This is a genomic window from Ectopseudomonas guguanensis (genome assembly GCF_900104265.1).
Taxonomy (GTDB): Bacteria; Pseudomonadota; Gammaproteobacteria; order Pseudomonadales; family Pseudomonadaceae; genus Aquipseudomonas; species Aquipseudomonas guguanensis.
In genome coordinates, this window is the sequence record NZ_FNJJ01000002.1 from 1 (window position 1) to 15,376 (window position 15,376).

Sequence of the window (15,376 nt, forward strand, 5' to 3'; positions counted from 1 at the left end):
CAAGAGCTACGAAGCGCAGCGAAGTAACAGCCGCAGGCTGGCCCGAAGGGTGAGCGCAGCGAATCAAGTGAGTCGCCCGTAAGGGGCGAAACCCAGCAGATCAGGCGACACGCTAACGGATAGTGCCAAGTCATCGACAGCTAACACGTTATTGCCAGTCCGGTGTCAAGCGCATCTTCCCCGCGAGAACGCGAAGAACCAAAAATTGGCTAGCCTCAATACAGGCCGGTCATGAGGAACGCCACCATGCGCTATCTGCTGCTCGCTCTTCTGGCTCTGAGCCACTCGCTGGCAGCACAGCCCTGGCGGGTGGTGGGCGACGAACAGTTCGCCCCCTACAGCTACGTCACCCCTGAAAGCGATACGCCGCACGGGCTGGACGTCGAGCTGGTGGACGCGGTGCTGCGCGAGGCGAAGGTCCCCTACGAAATCCGCCTCTACCCCTGGGAGCGGGTCAAGCGCATGCTCGACCGCGGCGAGGTGCAGATGGCCTTCCAGTTCGCCGGCACCCCGCAGCGTCAGGAGCAGTACGAACTGGTCGGCCCGCTGCGCAGCGGCTCGACTGTGTTCATGACCACCGCCAAGACCGCGATCAAGGACTGGCAGGCGCTGGAAGACTTCTCCCCCTACGTCATCGGCCAGGTGCGCGGCTACTCCTACGAGGAGAACTTTGACCGCGCCGACCTGGCGCGTGACACCAGCGCGCAGAACCCGCGCCAGCTGGTGTCGATGCTGCTGGCCGGGCGCATCGACATCATCGTCGGCGACCGCGTGCAGCTGCAGTATTTCGTGCGTGAACAGCGCGCCCAGGAGCAGGTGCGCGTCCTGCCGCGCCCGCTGATCCAGATGCCGCGCTTCGTCGCCTTCGCCAAGGGCGATATCGAGCGCGCCAGGCAATTCTCCGAGGCGCTGGTACGCCTGCGCAATGCCGGCAAGCTGGATGAGATCCAGCAACGCTGGGCGCAGTGAAGGGCTACTGCACCGGCAGGAAGTTCAACAGGAACAAACTCTGCGCATAGTTGGCCCCCATGCGCCGATAGCGCTCCTCCAGCACGTGGGTGAGCAGATCCAGACGCGCCACCATCTTGCCGAACTCCACCGCATAGCTGAGGTTGCTGCCCTGCTCGGACACTTCGTTGGACAGCAGCAGCGGCTGGCCGCTGGCGTCGCGGCGCTGGCCGAGCATCCAGGCGGCCTTCTCCAGATTGCGCGCAGCGTTGTGGATGAACTGCGCGTTGAAGCTGTCGGTCAGGTAGAACTCGGTGCGCCCGCCATGCGCCGTCACCAGCATGCTGCCGATGGCATAGGTGAAGGCCGCCACCCGGTCGCCCTGAAAGCCCGGGCTCAGCGCATAGTCGAGCGCGGCGACGTCGCGTCGGCCGCCCAGAGTCGGCCAGTCCAGGTTGTGTTCGATGGCATGCTGGATGGCGCGCTCGGCGGCGGCGCTGTCGGTGTGCGCGTTCTTGCGCCATTCGCGCGGGTTGCGCTGGTAGAGTTTGTTCATCAGCCGGTACAGGCTGTTGAGGTTGTTGCGCATGGCCAGGGTGGCCATGCGGTCCACGTCGGTCTGCAGCAGTTCGGCCGGCTTGACCGGGCTGCGCGTATGCAGGATCGAGTCGTTGTCCAGGCGACCGCTGCAGCCGCCGATCAGCAGGAGCAAAGCCAGCCCGGGCAAGCACCGTTGCCAACAAGCCACCCCCTTCGCTCGCCCACCGCAGACGGCAGGCCCTGGCCTCGCTCCCATCCTCTGGCTCCCAGGCTAGCCTGGGCCGGGTTGGCGCAGGCATCACTCAGAACCTCAGTAAAGCGCAAAAATTCCATCTGGCCCGTGCGGCAACGCCTGCAAGCGCATCATTCGTTGCCGCGCTCGGGCCGGATCAGGCCGGGCTCGCCGCCCACTGCTCCAGGCGCGTCACGCTCTCGCGGTAGGGTTTCAGGCTCTTGGCCAGCAGGATGATGGACATCAGCACCGCCAGGGTGGTGACGATCAGCAGCGAGTAGCGCAGCGCGTTGTCGTCGGCGAACACGAAGTCGGTGACCAGGGCCACGGCGGTCGGGCCTATGCCCAGGCCGATCAGGGTGATGACGAACAGGTAGATGGCCGAGGCCTGGCCGCGCATCGAGTTGGGCATGATCTCCTGGATCGCCGCCGGCGCCACGCCGAACGGCATGCTCAGGCAGAACACCGTGGGCGCCAGCAGCACGCTGGCCCACAGGGCGCTGTCCATCAGCGGGAACAGCAGCACCAGCGGCAGCGCGGCCAGGGCGGCGTAGAGACCGACGCGCATGTTCGCATCGCTGCGCCCGCGCTTGGCCATCCAGTCGGCCAGGCGCCCGCCGAAGACGATGCCCAGGCAGCCGAACACCGCGACGATGCAGCCATAGACGATGCCCACCTGGCCGGCGTCCCAGCCGTAGGTGCGGATGTAGAAGGTCGGCACCCAGGCGGCGCTGCCGTAGCCGGCGAAGGCCAGGCCGGCGAAGCCGAAGTTGTGCAGCAGCACGGTCCGGCGGTTGGCGCGGATGTAGCGCCCCACTTCGCTGAGCGGTACCGCCACGCCGGCACCAGCGCCGCGGCGGGCAGGCTCCTTGACCGCCAGCATGAGCAGGGTGAAGAGCACGCCGGCCACGCCGAGAATCAGGAAGATCAGCTGCCAGGGACGCACTTCGCCGAGCACGGGCAGGGTCACGTCGCCCTGCGCGGAGGCGAACTGGATGACCAGGCCGCCGACCAGGAAGGCCAGGCCCGAGCCGAGGTAGACACCCATGGAATAGACGCTGATGGCCGTGGCCCGGCGCTCGGCGGGAAAGCTGTCGGCGATCAGCGAATAGGCCGCCGGCGACAACGCCGCCTCGCCCACGCCGACGCCGATGCGGCAGAGCAGGAATTGCCAGTACATCTTGGCCATGCCGCAGGCGGCGGTGGCGGCGCTCCAGAACAGGATGCCCACGGCGATCAGCCCGCGCCGGCTGCGAGTGTCGGCGACGCGGCCAAGGGGAATGCCGCAGACGGTGTAGAACAGGGCGAAGGACAGGCCCATCAGCAGGCTCATCTGCGTGTCGCTGATCATCAGGTCGCGGCGGATCGGCTCGACCAGCAGGTTGAGAATCTGCCGATCGACGAAGGACAGCACATAGGCCACCATCAGGATGGCGACAGTGACCCAGGCGCGGGCACTGGAGGGATAGCCGTTATTGTTGTTATGCACGGACGCTCTCCTCGGCACCGCTGACGCGGTGCGCGGCGGTTGAAAGTGGCGTCAGCTTAGGACGATATAAACGGCGGTGAGTATCGCTCGAAGGTGTTATCAGGCGGGCGAATGCTTCATACCCGCCACCGCGAATGCTTCACGGCGGCGGGCAGCGGCATCCATCAGAGGGCTTGCGGCGCCCGCTCGCAGAGGACATTGAGCGCGGCCGCCCAGTCCGGGTGATCGTTCAGGCAGGGCACCAGCTGCAGGCTCTGGCCACCGGCCTCGACGAACTGCTCGCGGCCGCGGTCGCCGATCTCCTCCAGGGTCTCGATGCAGTCGGCGACGAAGGCCGGGCACATCACCAGCAGCTTCTTCACCCCCTGCGCGGCGAGCTCATCGAGGCGGGTCTCGGTGTAGGGCTCGATCCACTTGGCGCGCCCCAGACGCGACTGGAAGCTCACCGACCATTGCTCCGGGCGCAGGCCCATGCGCTCGGCGAACAGCTCGGCGCTGCGCAGGCACTGCGCGCGGTAGCAGGTTGCGAGCACCGCAGGCGAGGCGCTGCGGCAGCAGTCGTCGCCCTTCAGGCAGTGACCGCTGGGGTCGAGCTTGTGCAGGTGGCGCTCGGGCAGGCCATGAAAACTCAGCAGCAGGTGGTCGAAATCCTGCTCCAGATAGGGTTTGGCGCTGGCCACCAGGGCATCCAGATACTCCGGCTGGTCGTAGAACGGCTGCAGGATGGAGAAGCGCAGGTCCAGGCCACGCTCACGCACCACGCGCCTGGCTTCCTCGATCACCGTGGTGGTGGTGCTGTCGGCGAACTGCGGATACAGCGGCGCCAGCGTCACCTGGCGGATGCCCTGCTCGGCCAGGCGCTGCAGGGTTGACTCGATGGACGGCTCGCCATAGCGCATGGCCAGCTCCACCGGGCCGTGCCGCCAGTGCGCCTTCATCGCCTCCTGCAGGCGGCGGCTGAGCACCACCAGCGGCGAGCCTTCATCCCACCAGATCGAGGCGTAGGCATGCGCCGATGCCGCCGGGCGCTTGATCAGGATCAGCGACACCAGCAGACGACGCAGCGGCCAGGGCAGATCGATCACGTAGGGATCCATCAGGAACTGATTGAGGTAACGGCGGACATCGGCTACTTCGGTGGACGCGGGCGAACCCAGGTTAACCAGCAACAATGCGTGATCGGTCATGCGAAATCCTAGCTATTGATGGCACAGCAGATCGGCCAGAGCCACATCCAGATGGGTGAAGCGGAAACTGAAACCGGCCTCGAGCAGACGCTTCGGCACGGTACGCTGACCGCCGAGCAGCAACTCGGACATTTCACCGAGAGCAGCGCGCAGGACGAAAGCCGGTGCAGGGAAAATGGTCGGGCGGCTCAGCGCCTGGCCCAGCGCCCTGGTGAACTCGGCGTTGCGCACCGGCAGCGGTGCGCAGGCATTATAAGGACCGCGAGCGTCGCCTTGCTGCAAGAGAAAATCCATCAGGCCGATTTGATCGGCGATATGAATCCACGGCATCCATTGCCGACCATCGCCGAGGCGCCCGCCCAGGCCGAGCCTGAACGGCAGCAGCAGGCGCTTGAGCATGCCGCCGTCGGGGCTCAGCACCAGGCCGGTGCGGATCAGCACCACACGGATACCCAGTTCCTCGGCGCGCTGTGCAGTTTCTTCCCAGGCACCACAGAGCTGCGCGGCGAAATCGTCGGTGACCTGCGGCGTCTCCTCGTGCAGCTCGCGCTCGCCGCCGTTGCCGTACCAGCCCACCGCCGAGCCCGACAGCAGCACCGCCGGGCGCTGCGCACGGCCCTGCAACCAGGTCAGCAACTGCTCGGTCAAGCCGATACGACTGGCCCACAGCTGCGCCTTGCGTCTGCTGCTCCAGGGGCGGTCGGCGATGGGCGCACCGGCCAGGTTGACCACCGCATCGAGCGGCTCCTCCGCCAGCTCCTCGAGCCGCCCGATCCCCCGCACCGCAGGCCCGCACAGGCCGGCCACCTTGCCCGGCTCACGACTCCAGACCGTCAGGCGATGGCCCTGCTCGACCCAGTGCGCGCACAGCGCACGCCCGATCAGGCCGGTACCGCCGGTCAGTAGGATATGCATGGCATCGTCCTCGCATGGCAATTGATGAGACTTCACCTTTAGTCTGGTTCATGACGCGCACACGTGCCTTTATCGATGGCCGCGTATGTCCTAAACCTAAAGCAAGGGAGCGCCACTCAGAGCCTGTTCAAAGCCTCGCGAGCTAGAGCTATGCAAGGCAAAAACAGGTGAGGACGCGGAGTTTACGAGTTGTAAATGAGCAGTCCGAGCCTGTTTTTAACGCAGCAGAGCCGACGCGCAGCAGGCTTTGAGCAGGTTCGAACGGCTTCAGCTGTACATGAAAACATCCTTGTATAGCTTTTGTCCAAACCTTAGCCTGTATAGCATTCAGCGCTGACGAGGTAACCATGAACGCACCCATCGCCATCATCGGCACCGGCATCGCAGGACTCTCCGCCGCCCAGGCCCTGCATGCCGCCGGGCAGGACATCGAACTGTTCGACAAGAGCCGCGGCAGCGGCGGGCGCATGGCCAGCAAGCGCAGCGACGCCGGCAGCCTGGATCTCGGCGCGCAGTACTTCACCGCTCGCGACCGGCGCTTCGTCGAAGTCGTGCAGCAATGGCAGGCCCGTGGCTGGGTCGCCGAATGGCAGCCGAGCCTGTACAACGCCCAGGACGGCCAGCTCAGCGCCTCGCCGGATGAGCAGGTGCGCTGGGTCGGCAGCCCGCGCATGAGCGCCATCACCCGCGCCATGCTCGGCGCCCTGCCGGTCAGGTTCAGCTGCCGTATCACCGAAGTGTTCCGCGGCGACCGCCACTGGAGCCTGCAGGACGCCGAAGGCAACAGCCATGGCCCCTACAGCCACGTGATCGTGGCCACCCCCGCACCACAGGCCAGCGCCCTGCTCGCGGCCGCGCCGAAACTGGCCGGCGCCGCCGCCAGCGTGATCATGGAGCCGACCTGGGCGGTGGCCCTGGGCTTCGACAAGGAGCTGGAGACGCGCGTGGAAGGCTGCTTCGTGCAGGACAGCCCGCTCGACTGGGTCGCACGCAACCGCAGCAAACCGGGGCGCGACACCCACTTCGACACCTGGGTGCTGCATGCCGGCAGCGCCTGGAGCCGCCAGCATCTGGACCTGGCCAGGGAGACGGTGATCGAGCACCTGCATGGCGCATTCGCCGAGCTGATCGGCTGCGCCGTGCCGCCGCCGAGCTTCACCCTCGCCCACCGCTGGCTCTATGCACGGCCGGCACAGGCGCACCAGTGGGGCGCGCTGGCCGATGCCGACCTGGGGCTGTATGCCTGCGGCGACTGGTGCCTGTCCGGCCGCGTCGAGGGCGCCTGGCTCAGCGGCCAGGATGCCGCGCGGCGCCTGCTCGAGCACCTGCAATGAGCTCACCGGGCAAGCGTCGCCTCAATCCGCGCAAGCTGCTGCTGTCGAAGTGGACGGCAGCGCAGCCGCAGAATCGCGAGCGCCACTTCCTGGTCACCGAACTGCTCCGCGACGAGGACGACAACGTTCTCGGCGTCGAACTGCAGGCCGTCCTCACCCAGCGCAGCCAGCAGCTCGACTGGCGCCAGCTGCAGGACACCGAGCGCTGGCTGCAAGGCTGGCGCTGACTCCCCTTCGCTGCTCCGGCGTCACCGCCTGCTGACGCCGCTCGCCTGTCACGAAAAGCAATACGAAAGCTGTACAAAGCATTTGACTTGTACAACCGCGCACCTATGATAGACGCAAGTTGTACATGCACAGCTTTATGTACAAGGTCTTTCGAGGTCAGGTTATGCAAGCGAGCAAAGCCAAACTGGGTATCAGCGCCTGCCTGCTGGGGGCCGAAGTGCGCTACAACGGCGGCCACAAGCTGTCACGTCTGTGCAGCCGCAGCCTGACCGAACATTTCGATTTCATCCCCGTCTGTCCGGAAGTCGGCATTGGCATGTCGATTCCGCGCGAGCCGATTCGCCTGGTGGGCGATCCGCAGGCGCCGCGCGCCGTTGGCACCGTCGACCGCTCGCGTGACGTCACCGACGCCCTGGCCGCCTACGGCGAGCGCATGGCCAACGAGCTGCAGGGCATCAGCGGCTACATCTTCATGCAGCAATCGCCCTCCTGCGGGCTGGAGCGGGTCAAGGTCTATCAGGAGGGCGGGCGCCCGAGCGAGCCGGGCCGTGGCATCTTCGCCGCGGCCTTCTGCGCCCGCCACCCGGACCTGCCCGTCGAAGAGGACGGCCGCCTCAACGATCCGGTGCTGCGCGAGAACTTCATCACCCGCGTCTACGCCCATGCCGAATGGCAGCGCCTGCTGCAGCAGGGCCTGACCCGCGGCGCGCTGATCGCCTTCCACTCGCGCTACAAGTACCTGCTGATGGCCACCGACCCGGTGCGTTACAAGTCGCTCGGGCGCATGCTCGGCGAACTGGGCCGGCACGACCTCGGCGAGCTGGCGCCGCACTACTTCAGCGAGCTGATGAGCGCCCTGAAGAAATGCGCCACCCGCCGCACCCACAGCAACGTGCTGCAGCATCTGAGCGGCTACCTCAAGCGCGCCATCAGCGCCGACGAGAAGCAGGAAATGCAACAGCTGATCAGCCAGTACCGCGACGGCATCGTGCCGCTGGTGGTGCCGCTGACGCTGCTCAAGCACCACTTCCGCCGCCACCCGGATCGCTATATCGCCGAGCAGGCCTACCTGCAACCGCATCCCGAACCCCTCGCCCTGCGCAACGCACTGTGACGCCATGACCAGCGAAAACTTCGTCGACGACGACACCGGCCAGGATTACCGCCAGGCGCTCGAAGAGGGCTACCTGCCCATCCGCGAAGTGGCACGCAGCACCGGCATCAACGCCGTGACCCTGCGCGCCTGGGAGCGGCGCTATGGCCTGATCGTGCCCTATCGCACGCCCAAGGGGCATCGCCTGTACTCACCGGCCAACCTCGAACGCATCCACGCCATTCTCGCCTGGCTGGCACGCGGCGTAGCCGTGGGCCAGGTCAAGGCGCTGCTCGACCACGGCCAGGTGCCCCAGGCCAGCAGCAGCGACAACTGGGCGTGCCAGCGCAACGAGATGCTCGGCTGCATCGTCCAGCTCAACGAGCGACGCCTGGACGACCGCTTCAATTCGGCACTGGCGCTGTACCCGGCCAGCACCCTGGCCGAACAGCTGTTCTGGCCGCTGCTCGGCGATCTGCGCCAGCGCTGGCAAGGCCAGTTCGGCGCGCGCGCCGAGCAGGTGTTCTTCCTCTCCTGGCTGCGCAGCAAGCTGGCCACGCGCATCTACCACGGCAATCGCCAGGTCGGTGGCGCACCGCTGCTGCTGATCAACCTCGGCGAAGCGCCGATGGAGCCGGGCCTGTGGCTGTGCGCCTGGCTGGCCAGCGCCAGCGATTGCCCGGTGGAAGTGTTCGACTGGCCCCTGCCGCCCAACGAATTGCTCACCGCGCTGGAGCACATCGCGCCGCGCGCCCTGCTGCTGTACGCCGAAGAGGCGCTGGACGGCACCCTGGTGCGCCGCCAGTTGCCCCGCCTCGCCGAACAGTGCCCGGTGCCGCTGCTGATCGCCGGCCCCGCCGCCCACATTCACCGCGATGCCCTCAATGGCCTGCAGTCGGCCAGCGATCCGCTCGCCGCGCACGCCTGGCTGTTCCATCAGGGCCTGCTCGGCGCTCAAGAGGTAACCCCATGCAGCAACTGATGTGGTTTCGCAGCGACCTGCGCACCCAGGACAACACCGCCCTGAGCCAGGCCATGCGCAGCGGCTCGACCATCGCCCTGTACCTGGTCACGCCCGGCCAGTGGCAGCGCCACGACGACGCGCCGTGCAAGGTGGACTTCTGGCTGCGCAACCTGGCCGAACTGAGCCAGGCGCTGGCCGCGCTCAACGTGCCGCTGCTGGTGCGCCAGTGCCACGACTGGAACGACGCCCCGCTGCAGATTGCCGATGTGTGCCGCGAGCACACCATCAGTGCCGTGCACGTCAACGAGGAGTACGGCATCAACGAAAGCCTGCGTGATCGGCAGGTCGCCGCCTACCTCAGCCAGCAGGCCATCGCCTGGCACAGCCATCTCGACCAGATCCTGTTCAAGCCGGGTAGCGTACTGACGCGCTCCGGCGGCTACTTCCAGGTCTACAGCCAGTTCCGCAAGGTCTGTTACGAACGCCTGCACAGCGCCCTGCCCGGCCCGGTCACCTTACCCAGGGCGCAGACGCCGCTGGCGGTGAAGCGCGACGCCATTCCCACCGCCGTCACCGGCTTCGCCCCGCCTAGCGAGAGCCTGCGCCAGCTCTGGCCAGCCGGCGAACAGGCGGCGCTGCAACGTCTTGAGCGCTTTGCCGAGGAGCAGGTGGCCTTCTACAAGGACGAGCGCGACTTCCCCGCCAAACCGGGCACCAGCCAGCTCTCGGCCTACCTGGCCGCCGGCGTGCTGTCGCCGCGCCAGTGCCTGCACGCTGCGCTGGCAGCCAACCAGGGCGAGTTCGACAGTGGCAACGCGGGCGTCGTCACCTGGGTCAACGAACTGCTCTGGCGTGAGTTCTACAAGCACATCCTGGTCGGTTACCCGCGGGTATCGCGGCATCGCGCCTTCCGCCCGGAAACCGAGGCGGTGCCCTGGCGTGACGCGCCGCAGGAACTGGCCGCCTGGCAGGAAGGCCGCACCGGCCTGCCGATCGTCGACGCGGCCATGCGCCAACTGCTGGCAACCGGCTGGATGCACAATCGCCTGCGCATGATCGTCGCCATGTTCCTGACCAAGAACCTGCTGATCGACTGGCGCGAGGGCGAGCGCTTCTTCATGCGCCACCTGATCGACGGCGACCTGGCGGCGAACAACGGTGGCTGGCAGTGGAGCGCGTCCACCGGCACCGATGCCGCGCCCTATTTCCGCATCTTCAACCCGATCAGCCAGTCGCAGAAATTCGACCCCGACGGCCAGTTCATTCGCCAGTGGATGCCGGAGCTGGCCACGGTCAACAAGCGCGATATCCACGACCCGTCCGCGCTCGGCGGTCTGTTCGCGCCGTCCGGGTATCCGCGGCCGATCGTCGACCTGTCGCGCTCGCGCGAGCGTGCCCTGGCGGCGTTCAAGAACCTCTCGCCCGAGGCCCTGCCAGCATGAGCGCCTTCCTGCGCGACTTCGCCGAGCGCTTCGCCGCGCTGAACAAGGACAACCTCGAACTGCTCGGCGAGCTGTACAGCGACGACGTGCTGTTTCGCGACCCGCTGCATGAAGTGCGCGGCCTGAGCGAGATGCGCCGCTACTTCAGCGAACTCTATGCCAACGTCGAGGCGCTGCGTTTCGAATTCCACGGCTTCGATGAAGTCGCGCCCGGTGAAGGCTACCTGCGCTGGACCATGCGCTACCGCCATCCGCGTCTGCGCGGCGGCGCCGAGATCGCCGTCGAAGGTTGCTCGCACCTGTACTGGCGCGAGCGCGTCTACCGGCACCGCGACTACTTCGATGCCGGCGCACTGCTCTATGAACACCTGCCCGTGATCGGCAGCGTGATCGCCTGGCTGAAAAGGAGGTTGGCATGAAACGTATCTGGTTGACCGGTGCCAGCAGCGGCATCGGTGCCGCCCTGGCCGAAGAGCTGCTGCACGCCGGCCATCGCCTGGCACTCAGCGCACGCAGCAGCGGCCCGCTGCAGGCGTTCGCCGCGCGCTATGGCGAGCGGGTGCTGGTGGCCCCGGGCGATCTGACCGACGCCGAGCAGGTGCGCGCCATCGGCGAACGCATCGAACAGGTCTGGGGCGCGCTGGACTGCGTGATCCTCAATGCCGGCACCTGCGAGTACGTCGAGGTACGCCAGTTCGAGGCAGCGATGATCGAACGCGTGGTCAGCGCCAACCTGTTCTCTGCCGGCTACTGCATCGAGGCAGCACTGCCCCTGCTGCGCCGCGGCGAGCGTCCGCATCTGGTCGGGGTCGGCAGTTCGGTGACCTTCATGCCGCTGCCGCGGGCCGAGGCCTACGGCGCCTCCAAGGCGGCAATGCGCTACCTGCTGCAGACGCTGCGCATTGACCTGGCCAGCGAGGGCATCGACGTCACCCTGGTCAGCCCGGGGTTCGTCGACACTCCGCTGACGCAGAAGAACGACTTTCCCATGCCCATGCGCTGGCCGGTGGAGCGCGCCGCACGGCACATCGCCGCGCGCCTGGACAAGCGCCCGCATGAAATCGCCTTCCCCACCCCCTTCATCGCGGTACTGAAACTGCTCGGCAGCCTGCCCAGCAGTCTGCAACTGGCCATAGGTCGCCGACTGGCGCGTAACGAGGACAACGCATGAAAATCGCCATCGTCGGCAGCGGTATCGCCGGCCTGACCTGCGCCTACCTGCTCAACCGCCAGCACGACATCCAGGTGTTCGAGGCCAGCGACTGGATCGGCGGCCACACCCACACCGTCGACGTGCAGGTGGAGGGGCGAAACTACGCCATCGACACCGGTTTCATCGTCTTCAACGACTGGACCTACCCCAATTTCATCCGCCTGCTGGGGCAGGTCGGCGTCGGCTTCAAGCCCACCGAGATGAGCTTCTCGGTGAGCGACCCGGCTACCGGCGTGGAGTACAACGGCCACGACCTCAACACCCTGTTCGCCCAGCGCAGCAACCTGCTGTCGCCAGCCTTCTGGGGCATGCTGCGCGACATCCTGCGCTTCAATCGCCAATCGCTGGACGACCTGGCCAACAATCGCATCAGCGCCGACACCACGCTCGGCCAGTACCTCGAGCGCAACGGCTACGGCCGCCGCTTCATCGAGCATTACATCGTGCCGATGGGCTCGGCCATCTGGTCGATGTCGCTGGCCGACATGCTCGGTTTCCCGCTGCAGTTCTTCGTGCGCTTCTGCAAGAACCACGGCCTGCTCTCGGTCAGCGACCGCCCGACCTGGCAGGTGATCGAAGGCGGCTCGCGCAGCTACGTGGCGCCCTTGACCCAAAGTTTCGCCGAGCGCATTCGCCTGAACTGCCCGGTCAGCCGCGTCGTGCGTGATCAGGATGGCGTCACCCTGCACAGCGCAGCCGGCAGCGAGCGCTTCGACAAGGTGATCTTCGCCTGCCACAGCGACCAGGCCCTGACCCTGCTCGATCAGCCCAGCGCACAGGAGCGGGACATTCTCGGCGCCCTGCCCTACGCCAACAACGACGTGGTGCTGCACACCGACACGCGCCTGCTGCCCAGGCGCAAGCTGGCCTGGGCCAGCTGGAACTACCGACTGGGCGGACCGACCGATCAGCCGGCAGCCGTCACCTACAACATGAACATCCTCCAAGGCATCGAGGCCGACACCACCTTCTGCGTCAGCCTCAACCAGACCGCCGCCATCGACCCGAGCAAGATCCTCGCACGCTTCCAGTACGCCCACCCGCAGTACAGCCTGGCCGGCACCGCCGCCCAGGCGCGCTGGGAAGAGTTGCTCGGCGCGCAGCACAGCTACTACTGCGGCGCCTACTGGGCCAACGGTTTCCATGAGGACGGCGTGGTCAGCGCGCTGCGCGTGGCCCGCGCCTTCGGAGAAACACTCTGATGCACAGCGCCCTGTACAGCGGCTGGGTGCAGCATCGCCGCTTCGCCCCGCGTGCCCATGCCTTTCGCTATCGCATGGGCCTGCTGTACCTCGACCTGAGCGAGCAGCCGCAGCTGTTCGCTCTCTCGAAGCTGGCCGGGCGCGGCCGCTTCGCGCCGTTCGCCTTTCGCGAAACCGACTACCTGCCCGAGTCCACCCGCCAGGGCGTGGCGCTGCACGAAGCGGTGCGCGATCGCGTGGAACAAGCACTGGGCACGCGCCCGCAAGGTCGCATCTGCGTGCTGACGCAGCCGCGCAGCTGGGGCCTGGCCTTCAATCCGGTGAGCATCTTCTACTGTCACGATGCCGAAGAGCGCCTGGTGGCGATCCTCTGCGAAGTCAGCAACACGCCATGGCGCGAACGCTACCACTACGTGCTGCCGGCAGAGGGTGAAGGTCGCCACCGGATCAGCGTGGACAAGGCCTTCCACGTGTCGCCCTTCCTGCCGCGCGAGCTGGAATACCGCATGAGTTTCAGCGCCGTTGGTGAGCGTCTGGGCGTGCACATGGCCGACTGGCAAGGCGCAACCAAGCTGTTCGATGCCAGCCTCAGCCTGCAGCGCCAGGCGCTGGACCGCGCCAGCCTGCATCGCTATCTGTTCAGTTTTCCCTGGATGACCGGCAAGACCGTCGCCGCCATCTACTGGCAGGCGCTGCGCCTGCTGCTCAAGCGCATCCCGATTTTCGACCACTCCCCCGCGGAAGGCAGCTTCCGCGTTGCCCGCCCGCACGTGAAGGACATGCCCCATGAAGAGCTCTAGCCTGACCTCCACCCGAAGCCTGGTACGCAGCGGCAACGGTATCGGCGCCGGTCTGCTGCGACGCGCCGTACTGCGCCAGCTGGAAAACCTGCGCCATGGTCTGCTGATCATTCACGAGGCAGGCGACAGCCTGCACTTCGGTGATCCGCAGGCGCGTCTCCGGGCCGAGATCCTGGTAAACGACCCCGCGGTCTGGGGGCTGGTGGCCGGCAACGGCTCGATCGGTTCCGGCGAAGCCTATATCCACGGCTACTGGAGCACGCCGGACCTCACCGCGGTGATCCGCATCTTCGTCGCCAACCTCGACGTTCTCGATGCCATGGAAGGCGGCCTGGCACGCCTCGGCCGCCCGCTGATCCAAGGCCTGCACTGGCTCAATCGCAACACCCGGCAAGGCTCGCGGCGCAACATCGCCGCACACTACGACCTGGGCAATGACCTGTTCGAACAGTTTCTCGACCCGACCATGATGTATTCGGCTGCCATGTTTCGCAGCGCCGACGACAGCCTGGAGCAGGCGCAGCTGAACAAGCTCGAACGCATCTGCCAGAAGCTGGCCCTGCAGCCTTCCGATCATCTGCTGGAAATCGGCACTGGCTGGGGCAGCATGGCGCTGTACGCGGCGACGCGTTACGGCTGCCGCGTCACCACCACCACGCTGTCGCGCGAGCAGCACGCCCACACCGAGCGGCGCATCCGCGAGCTGGGCCTGGAAGACCGCGTGACCCTGCTGCTGGAGGACTATCGCGACCTCGACGGCCAGTACGACAAGCTGGTTTCCATCGAGATGATCGAGGCCGTCGGCCACCGCTACCTGCCCACCTACTTCAAGCAGTGCGCGCGCCTGCTCAAGCCCGACGGGCTGATGCTGCTGCAGGCCATCACCATTCGCGACCAGCGCTACGAGCAGGCCTGCAAATCGGTGGACTTCATCCAGCGCTATATCTTCCCCGGTGGCGCCCTGCCCTCGATGCAGAAGATGCTCGACGTGGTCACCCGCCACACCGATTTCAACCTGCACCACATGGAAGACTTCGGCCTGCACTACGCGCGCACCCTGCGCCTGTGGCACGACAACCTGCGCCACGCGCGCCAGCGCCTGGAGCAGCTGGGCTACGACGACTACTTCTATCGCCTGTGGGAGTTCTACCTGTGCTATTGCGAAGGCGGCTTCCTCGAACGCACCATTGGCACCGCGCAACTGCTGCTGGCCAAACCGGCCGCTCGCCCTGCGCCGCTTCTGGGAAACTTCGATGCCTAAGCTGATTGCCAACGCCCTCCTGTTCCAGCTCGGCTGGCTCGTCTGCGTCTTTGCTGGCGACAGCCCCTGGCTGCTGGTGGTGGTGGCAGCGATCATCGCCGTGCACTTGCTGTGGGTCAGCAGTTGGGCGGCCGAAGGCAAGCTGCTGCTCAGCGTGTTTCTCGCCGGCAGCGCGCTGGACAGCTTTCTGCTTAATCTGGGGGTGTTCGACTTCGGCGAGCCGCGCCAGCTGATCCCGCTGTGGCTGGCGCTGCTCTGGCTGTTGCTGGCCAGCACCCTCAATCACTGCCTGGCCTGGACGGCGCAGCCCTGGTGGCGCAGCAGCCTGCTGGGCGCGCTTGCCGCACCGCTGTCGTACTACGGCGGCGCCAAGATCGCCGACGTCACCCTGCCGCTGGGCACCTGGCCGACCCTGGTGATTCTCGCGCTGGTCTGGGCGCTGGTGATGCCGGTGCTGCACGGCTTCGCCAAGCTGTATCGCGAGCAGTACGAACAGCGCCTGCGCAGCCAGCGTAGCGCTTCGTAACC

The 15,376-nt window shown here is 66.6% G+C and carries 16 protein-coding genes; 12 read left to right on the top strand and 4 right to left on the bottom strand.

What is annotated here, in order from left to right; all coding sequences use genetic code 11:
• Positions 1–246: 246 nt before the first annotated feature.
• A complete protein-coding gene (locus BLS61_RS02460; RefSeq protein ID WP_090426893.1) occupies positions 247–969 on the top strand; it encodes a substrate-binding periplasmic protein in 723 nt (240 codons plus the stop codon).
• A 4-nt stretch (positions 970–973) separates the two neighbouring features.
• On the opposite strand, the gene BLS61_RS02465 is transcribed toward BLS61_RS02460, so the two are convergent.
• The 4 genes from BLS61_RS02465 to BLS61_RS02480 all read right to left on the bottom strand — a co-directional run bounded on the left by BLS61_RS02465 (position 974) and on the right by BLS61_RS02480 (position 5,311).
• On the bottom strand, positions 974–1,744 hold the full coding sequence (locus BLS61_RS02465; protein ID WP_244157899.1) for a hypothetical protein: 771 nt from the start codon (positions 1,742–1,744) through the stop codon (positions 974–976).
• A gap of 133 nt (positions 1,745–1,877) precedes the next feature.
• Positions 1,878–3,209, bottom strand: a complete 1,332-nt coding sequence (locus tag BLS61_RS02470; RefSeq protein ID WP_003246965.1) for a spinster family MFS transporter — start codon at positions 3,207–3,209, stop codon at positions 1,878–1,880.
• Between the two features lie 164 nt (positions 3,210–3,373).
• Positions 3,374–4,396, bottom strand: a complete 1,023-nt coding sequence (gene hemH, locus BLS61_RS02475) for a ferrochelatase (protein ID WP_090426898.1) — start codon at positions 4,394–4,396, stop codon at positions 3,374–3,376.
• 12 nt (positions 4,397–4,408) lie between these two features.
• Complete coding sequence (locus BLS61_RS02480) at positions 4,409–5,311, bottom strand: TIGR01777 family oxidoreductase (protein ID WP_090426901.1); 903 nt, start codon at positions 5,309–5,311, stop codon at positions 4,409–4,411.
• A 347-nt stretch (positions 5,312–5,658) separates the two neighbouring features.
• Here BLS61_RS02480 and BLS61_RS02485 point away from each other — a divergent pair, with 347 nt between their 5' ends.
• The 11 genes from BLS61_RS02485 (at position 5,659) to BLS61_RS02535 (ending at position 15,374) form a co-directional block, all read left to right on the top strand.
• Entirely contained in the window at positions 5,659–6,645 is a 987-nt protein-coding gene (locus tag BLS61_RS02485) for an NAD(P)/FAD-dependent oxidoreductase (protein ID WP_090426903.1), read from the top strand.
• Positions 6,642–6,872, top strand: coding sequence for a TIGR02450 family Trp-rich protein (locus tag BLS61_RS02490; protein ID WP_090426906.1), 231 nt, complete (start codon positions 6,642–6,644; stop codon positions 6,870–6,872). The genes BLS61_RS02485 and BLS61_RS02490 overlap by 4 nt, the downstream gene beginning before the upstream one ends.
• Positions 6,873–7,036: 164 nt before the next feature.
• On the top strand, positions 7,037–7,987 hold the full coding sequence (locus tag BLS61_RS02495; RefSeq protein WP_090426910.1) for a YbgA family protein: 951 nt from the start codon (positions 7,037–7,039) through the stop codon (positions 7,985–7,987).
• A 4-nt stretch (positions 7,988–7,991) separates the two neighbouring features.
• Positions 7,992–8,948: a MerR family transcriptional regulator gene (locus BLS61_RS02500; RefSeq protein ID WP_090426913.1), complete on the top strand. Its 957-nt coding sequence runs from the start codon at positions 7,992–7,994 to the stop codon at positions 8,946–8,948.
• A complete protein-coding gene (gene phrB, locus BLS61_RS02505) occupies positions 8,936–10,372 on the top strand; it encodes a deoxyribodipyrimidine photo-lyase (protein ID WP_090426916.1) in 1,437 nt (478 codons plus the stop codon). Before BLS61_RS02500 ends, phrB begins: the two co-directional genes overlap by 13 nt.
• Positions 10,369–10,791: a nuclear transport factor 2 family protein gene (locus BLS61_RS02510; protein ID WP_090426919.1), complete on the top strand. Its 423-nt coding sequence runs from the start codon at positions 10,369–10,371 to the stop codon at positions 10,789–10,791. Before phrB ends, BLS61_RS02510 begins: the two co-directional genes overlap by 4 nt.
• Entirely contained in the window at positions 10,788–11,543 is a 756-nt protein-coding gene (locus tag BLS61_RS02515) for an SDR family NAD(P)-dependent oxidoreductase (RefSeq protein WP_090426922.1), read from the top strand. The genes BLS61_RS02510 and BLS61_RS02515 overlap by 4 nt, the downstream gene beginning before the upstream one ends.
• Positions 11,540–12,787: an NAD(P)/FAD-dependent oxidoreductase gene (locus tag BLS61_RS02520; RefSeq protein ID WP_090426924.1), complete on the top strand. Its 1,248-nt coding sequence runs from the start codon at positions 11,540–11,542 to the stop codon at positions 12,785–12,787. The genes BLS61_RS02515 and BLS61_RS02520 overlap by 4 nt, the downstream gene beginning before the upstream one ends.
• Positions 12,787–13,587, top strand: a complete 801-nt coding sequence (locus BLS61_RS02525) for a DUF1365 domain-containing protein (RefSeq protein ID WP_090426927.1) — start codon at positions 12,787–12,789, stop codon at positions 13,585–13,587. Before BLS61_RS02520 ends, BLS61_RS02525 begins: the two co-directional genes overlap by 1 nt.
• Positions 13,574–14,848 (top strand): SAM-dependent methyltransferase, encoded by a 1,275-nt coding sequence (locus tag BLS61_RS02530; protein ID WP_090426929.1) that lies wholly within the window; start codon positions 13,574–13,576, stop codon positions 14,846–14,848. Before BLS61_RS02525 ends, BLS61_RS02530 begins: the two co-directional genes overlap by 14 nt.
• Entirely contained in the window at positions 14,841–15,374 is a 534-nt protein-coding gene (locus BLS61_RS02535; RefSeq protein ID WP_090426932.1) for a DUF2878 domain-containing protein, read from the top strand. The genes BLS61_RS02530 and BLS61_RS02535 overlap by 8 nt, the downstream gene beginning before the upstream one ends.
• Positions 15,375–15,376 lie beyond the last annotated feature (2 nt).

Excerpts from the sequence above, each read along its gene's own strand:
- BLS61_RS02495 (WP_090426910.1), top strand. The coding sequence starts at position 7,037 with ATGCAAGCGAGCAAAGCCAAACTGGGTATCAGCGCCTGCCTGCTGGGG.
- BLS61_RS02515 (WP_090426922.1), top strand. The coding sequence starts at position 10,788 with ATGAAACGTATCTGGTTGACCGGTGCCAGCAGCGGCATCGGTGCCGCC.
- BLS61_RS02465 (WP_244157899.1), bottom strand. The coding sequence starts at position 1,744 with ATGGGAGCGAGGCCAGGGCCTGCCGTCTGCGGTGGGCGAGCGAAGGGG.
- BLS61_RS02490 (WP_090426906.1), top strand. The coding sequence starts at position 6,642 with ATGAGCTCACCGGGCAAGCGTCGCCTCAATCCGCGCAAGCTGCTGCTG.
- BLS61_RS02485 (WP_090426903.1), top strand. The coding sequence starts at position 5,659 with ATGAACGCACCCATCGCCATCATCGGCACCGGCATCGCAGGACTCTCC.
- BLS61_RS02480 (WP_090426901.1), bottom strand. The coding sequence starts at position 5,311 with ATGCATATCCTACTGACCGGCGGTACCGGCCTGATCGGGCGTGCGCTG.
- BLS61_RS02460 (WP_090426893.1), top strand. The coding sequence starts at position 247 with ATGCGCTATCTGCTGCTCGCTCTTCTGGCTCTGAGCCACTCGCTGGCA.
- phrB (WP_090426916.1), top strand. The coding sequence starts at position 8,936 with ATGCAGCAACTGATGTGGTTTCGCAGCGACCTGCGCACCCAGGACAAC.
- hemH (WP_090426898.1), bottom strand. The coding sequence starts at position 4,396 with ATGACCGATCACGCATTGTTGCTGGTTAACCTGGGTTCGCCCGCGTCC.
- BLS61_RS02520 (WP_090426924.1), top strand. The coding sequence starts at position 11,540 with ATGAAAATCGCCATCGTCGGCAGCGGTATCGCCGGCCTGACCTGCGCC.
- BLS61_RS02510 (WP_090426919.1), top strand. The coding sequence starts at position 10,369 with ATGAGCGCCTTCCTGCGCGACTTCGCCGAGCGCTTCGCCGCGCTGAAC.
- BLS61_RS02530 (WP_090426929.1), top strand. The coding sequence starts at position 13,574 with ATGAAGAGCTCTAGCCTGACCTCCACCCGAAGCCTGGTACGCAGCGGC.
- BLS61_RS02535 (WP_090426932.1), top strand. The coding sequence starts at position 14,841 with ATGCCTAAGCTGATTGCCAACGCCCTCCTGTTCCAGCTCGGCTGGCTC.
- BLS61_RS02525 (WP_090426927.1), top strand. The coding sequence starts at position 12,787 with ATGCACAGCGCCCTGTACAGCGGCTGGGTGCAGCATCGCCGCTTCGCC.
- BLS61_RS02500 (WP_090426913.1), top strand. The coding sequence starts at position 7,992 with ATGACCAGCGAAAACTTCGTCGACGACGACACCGGCCAGGATTACCGC.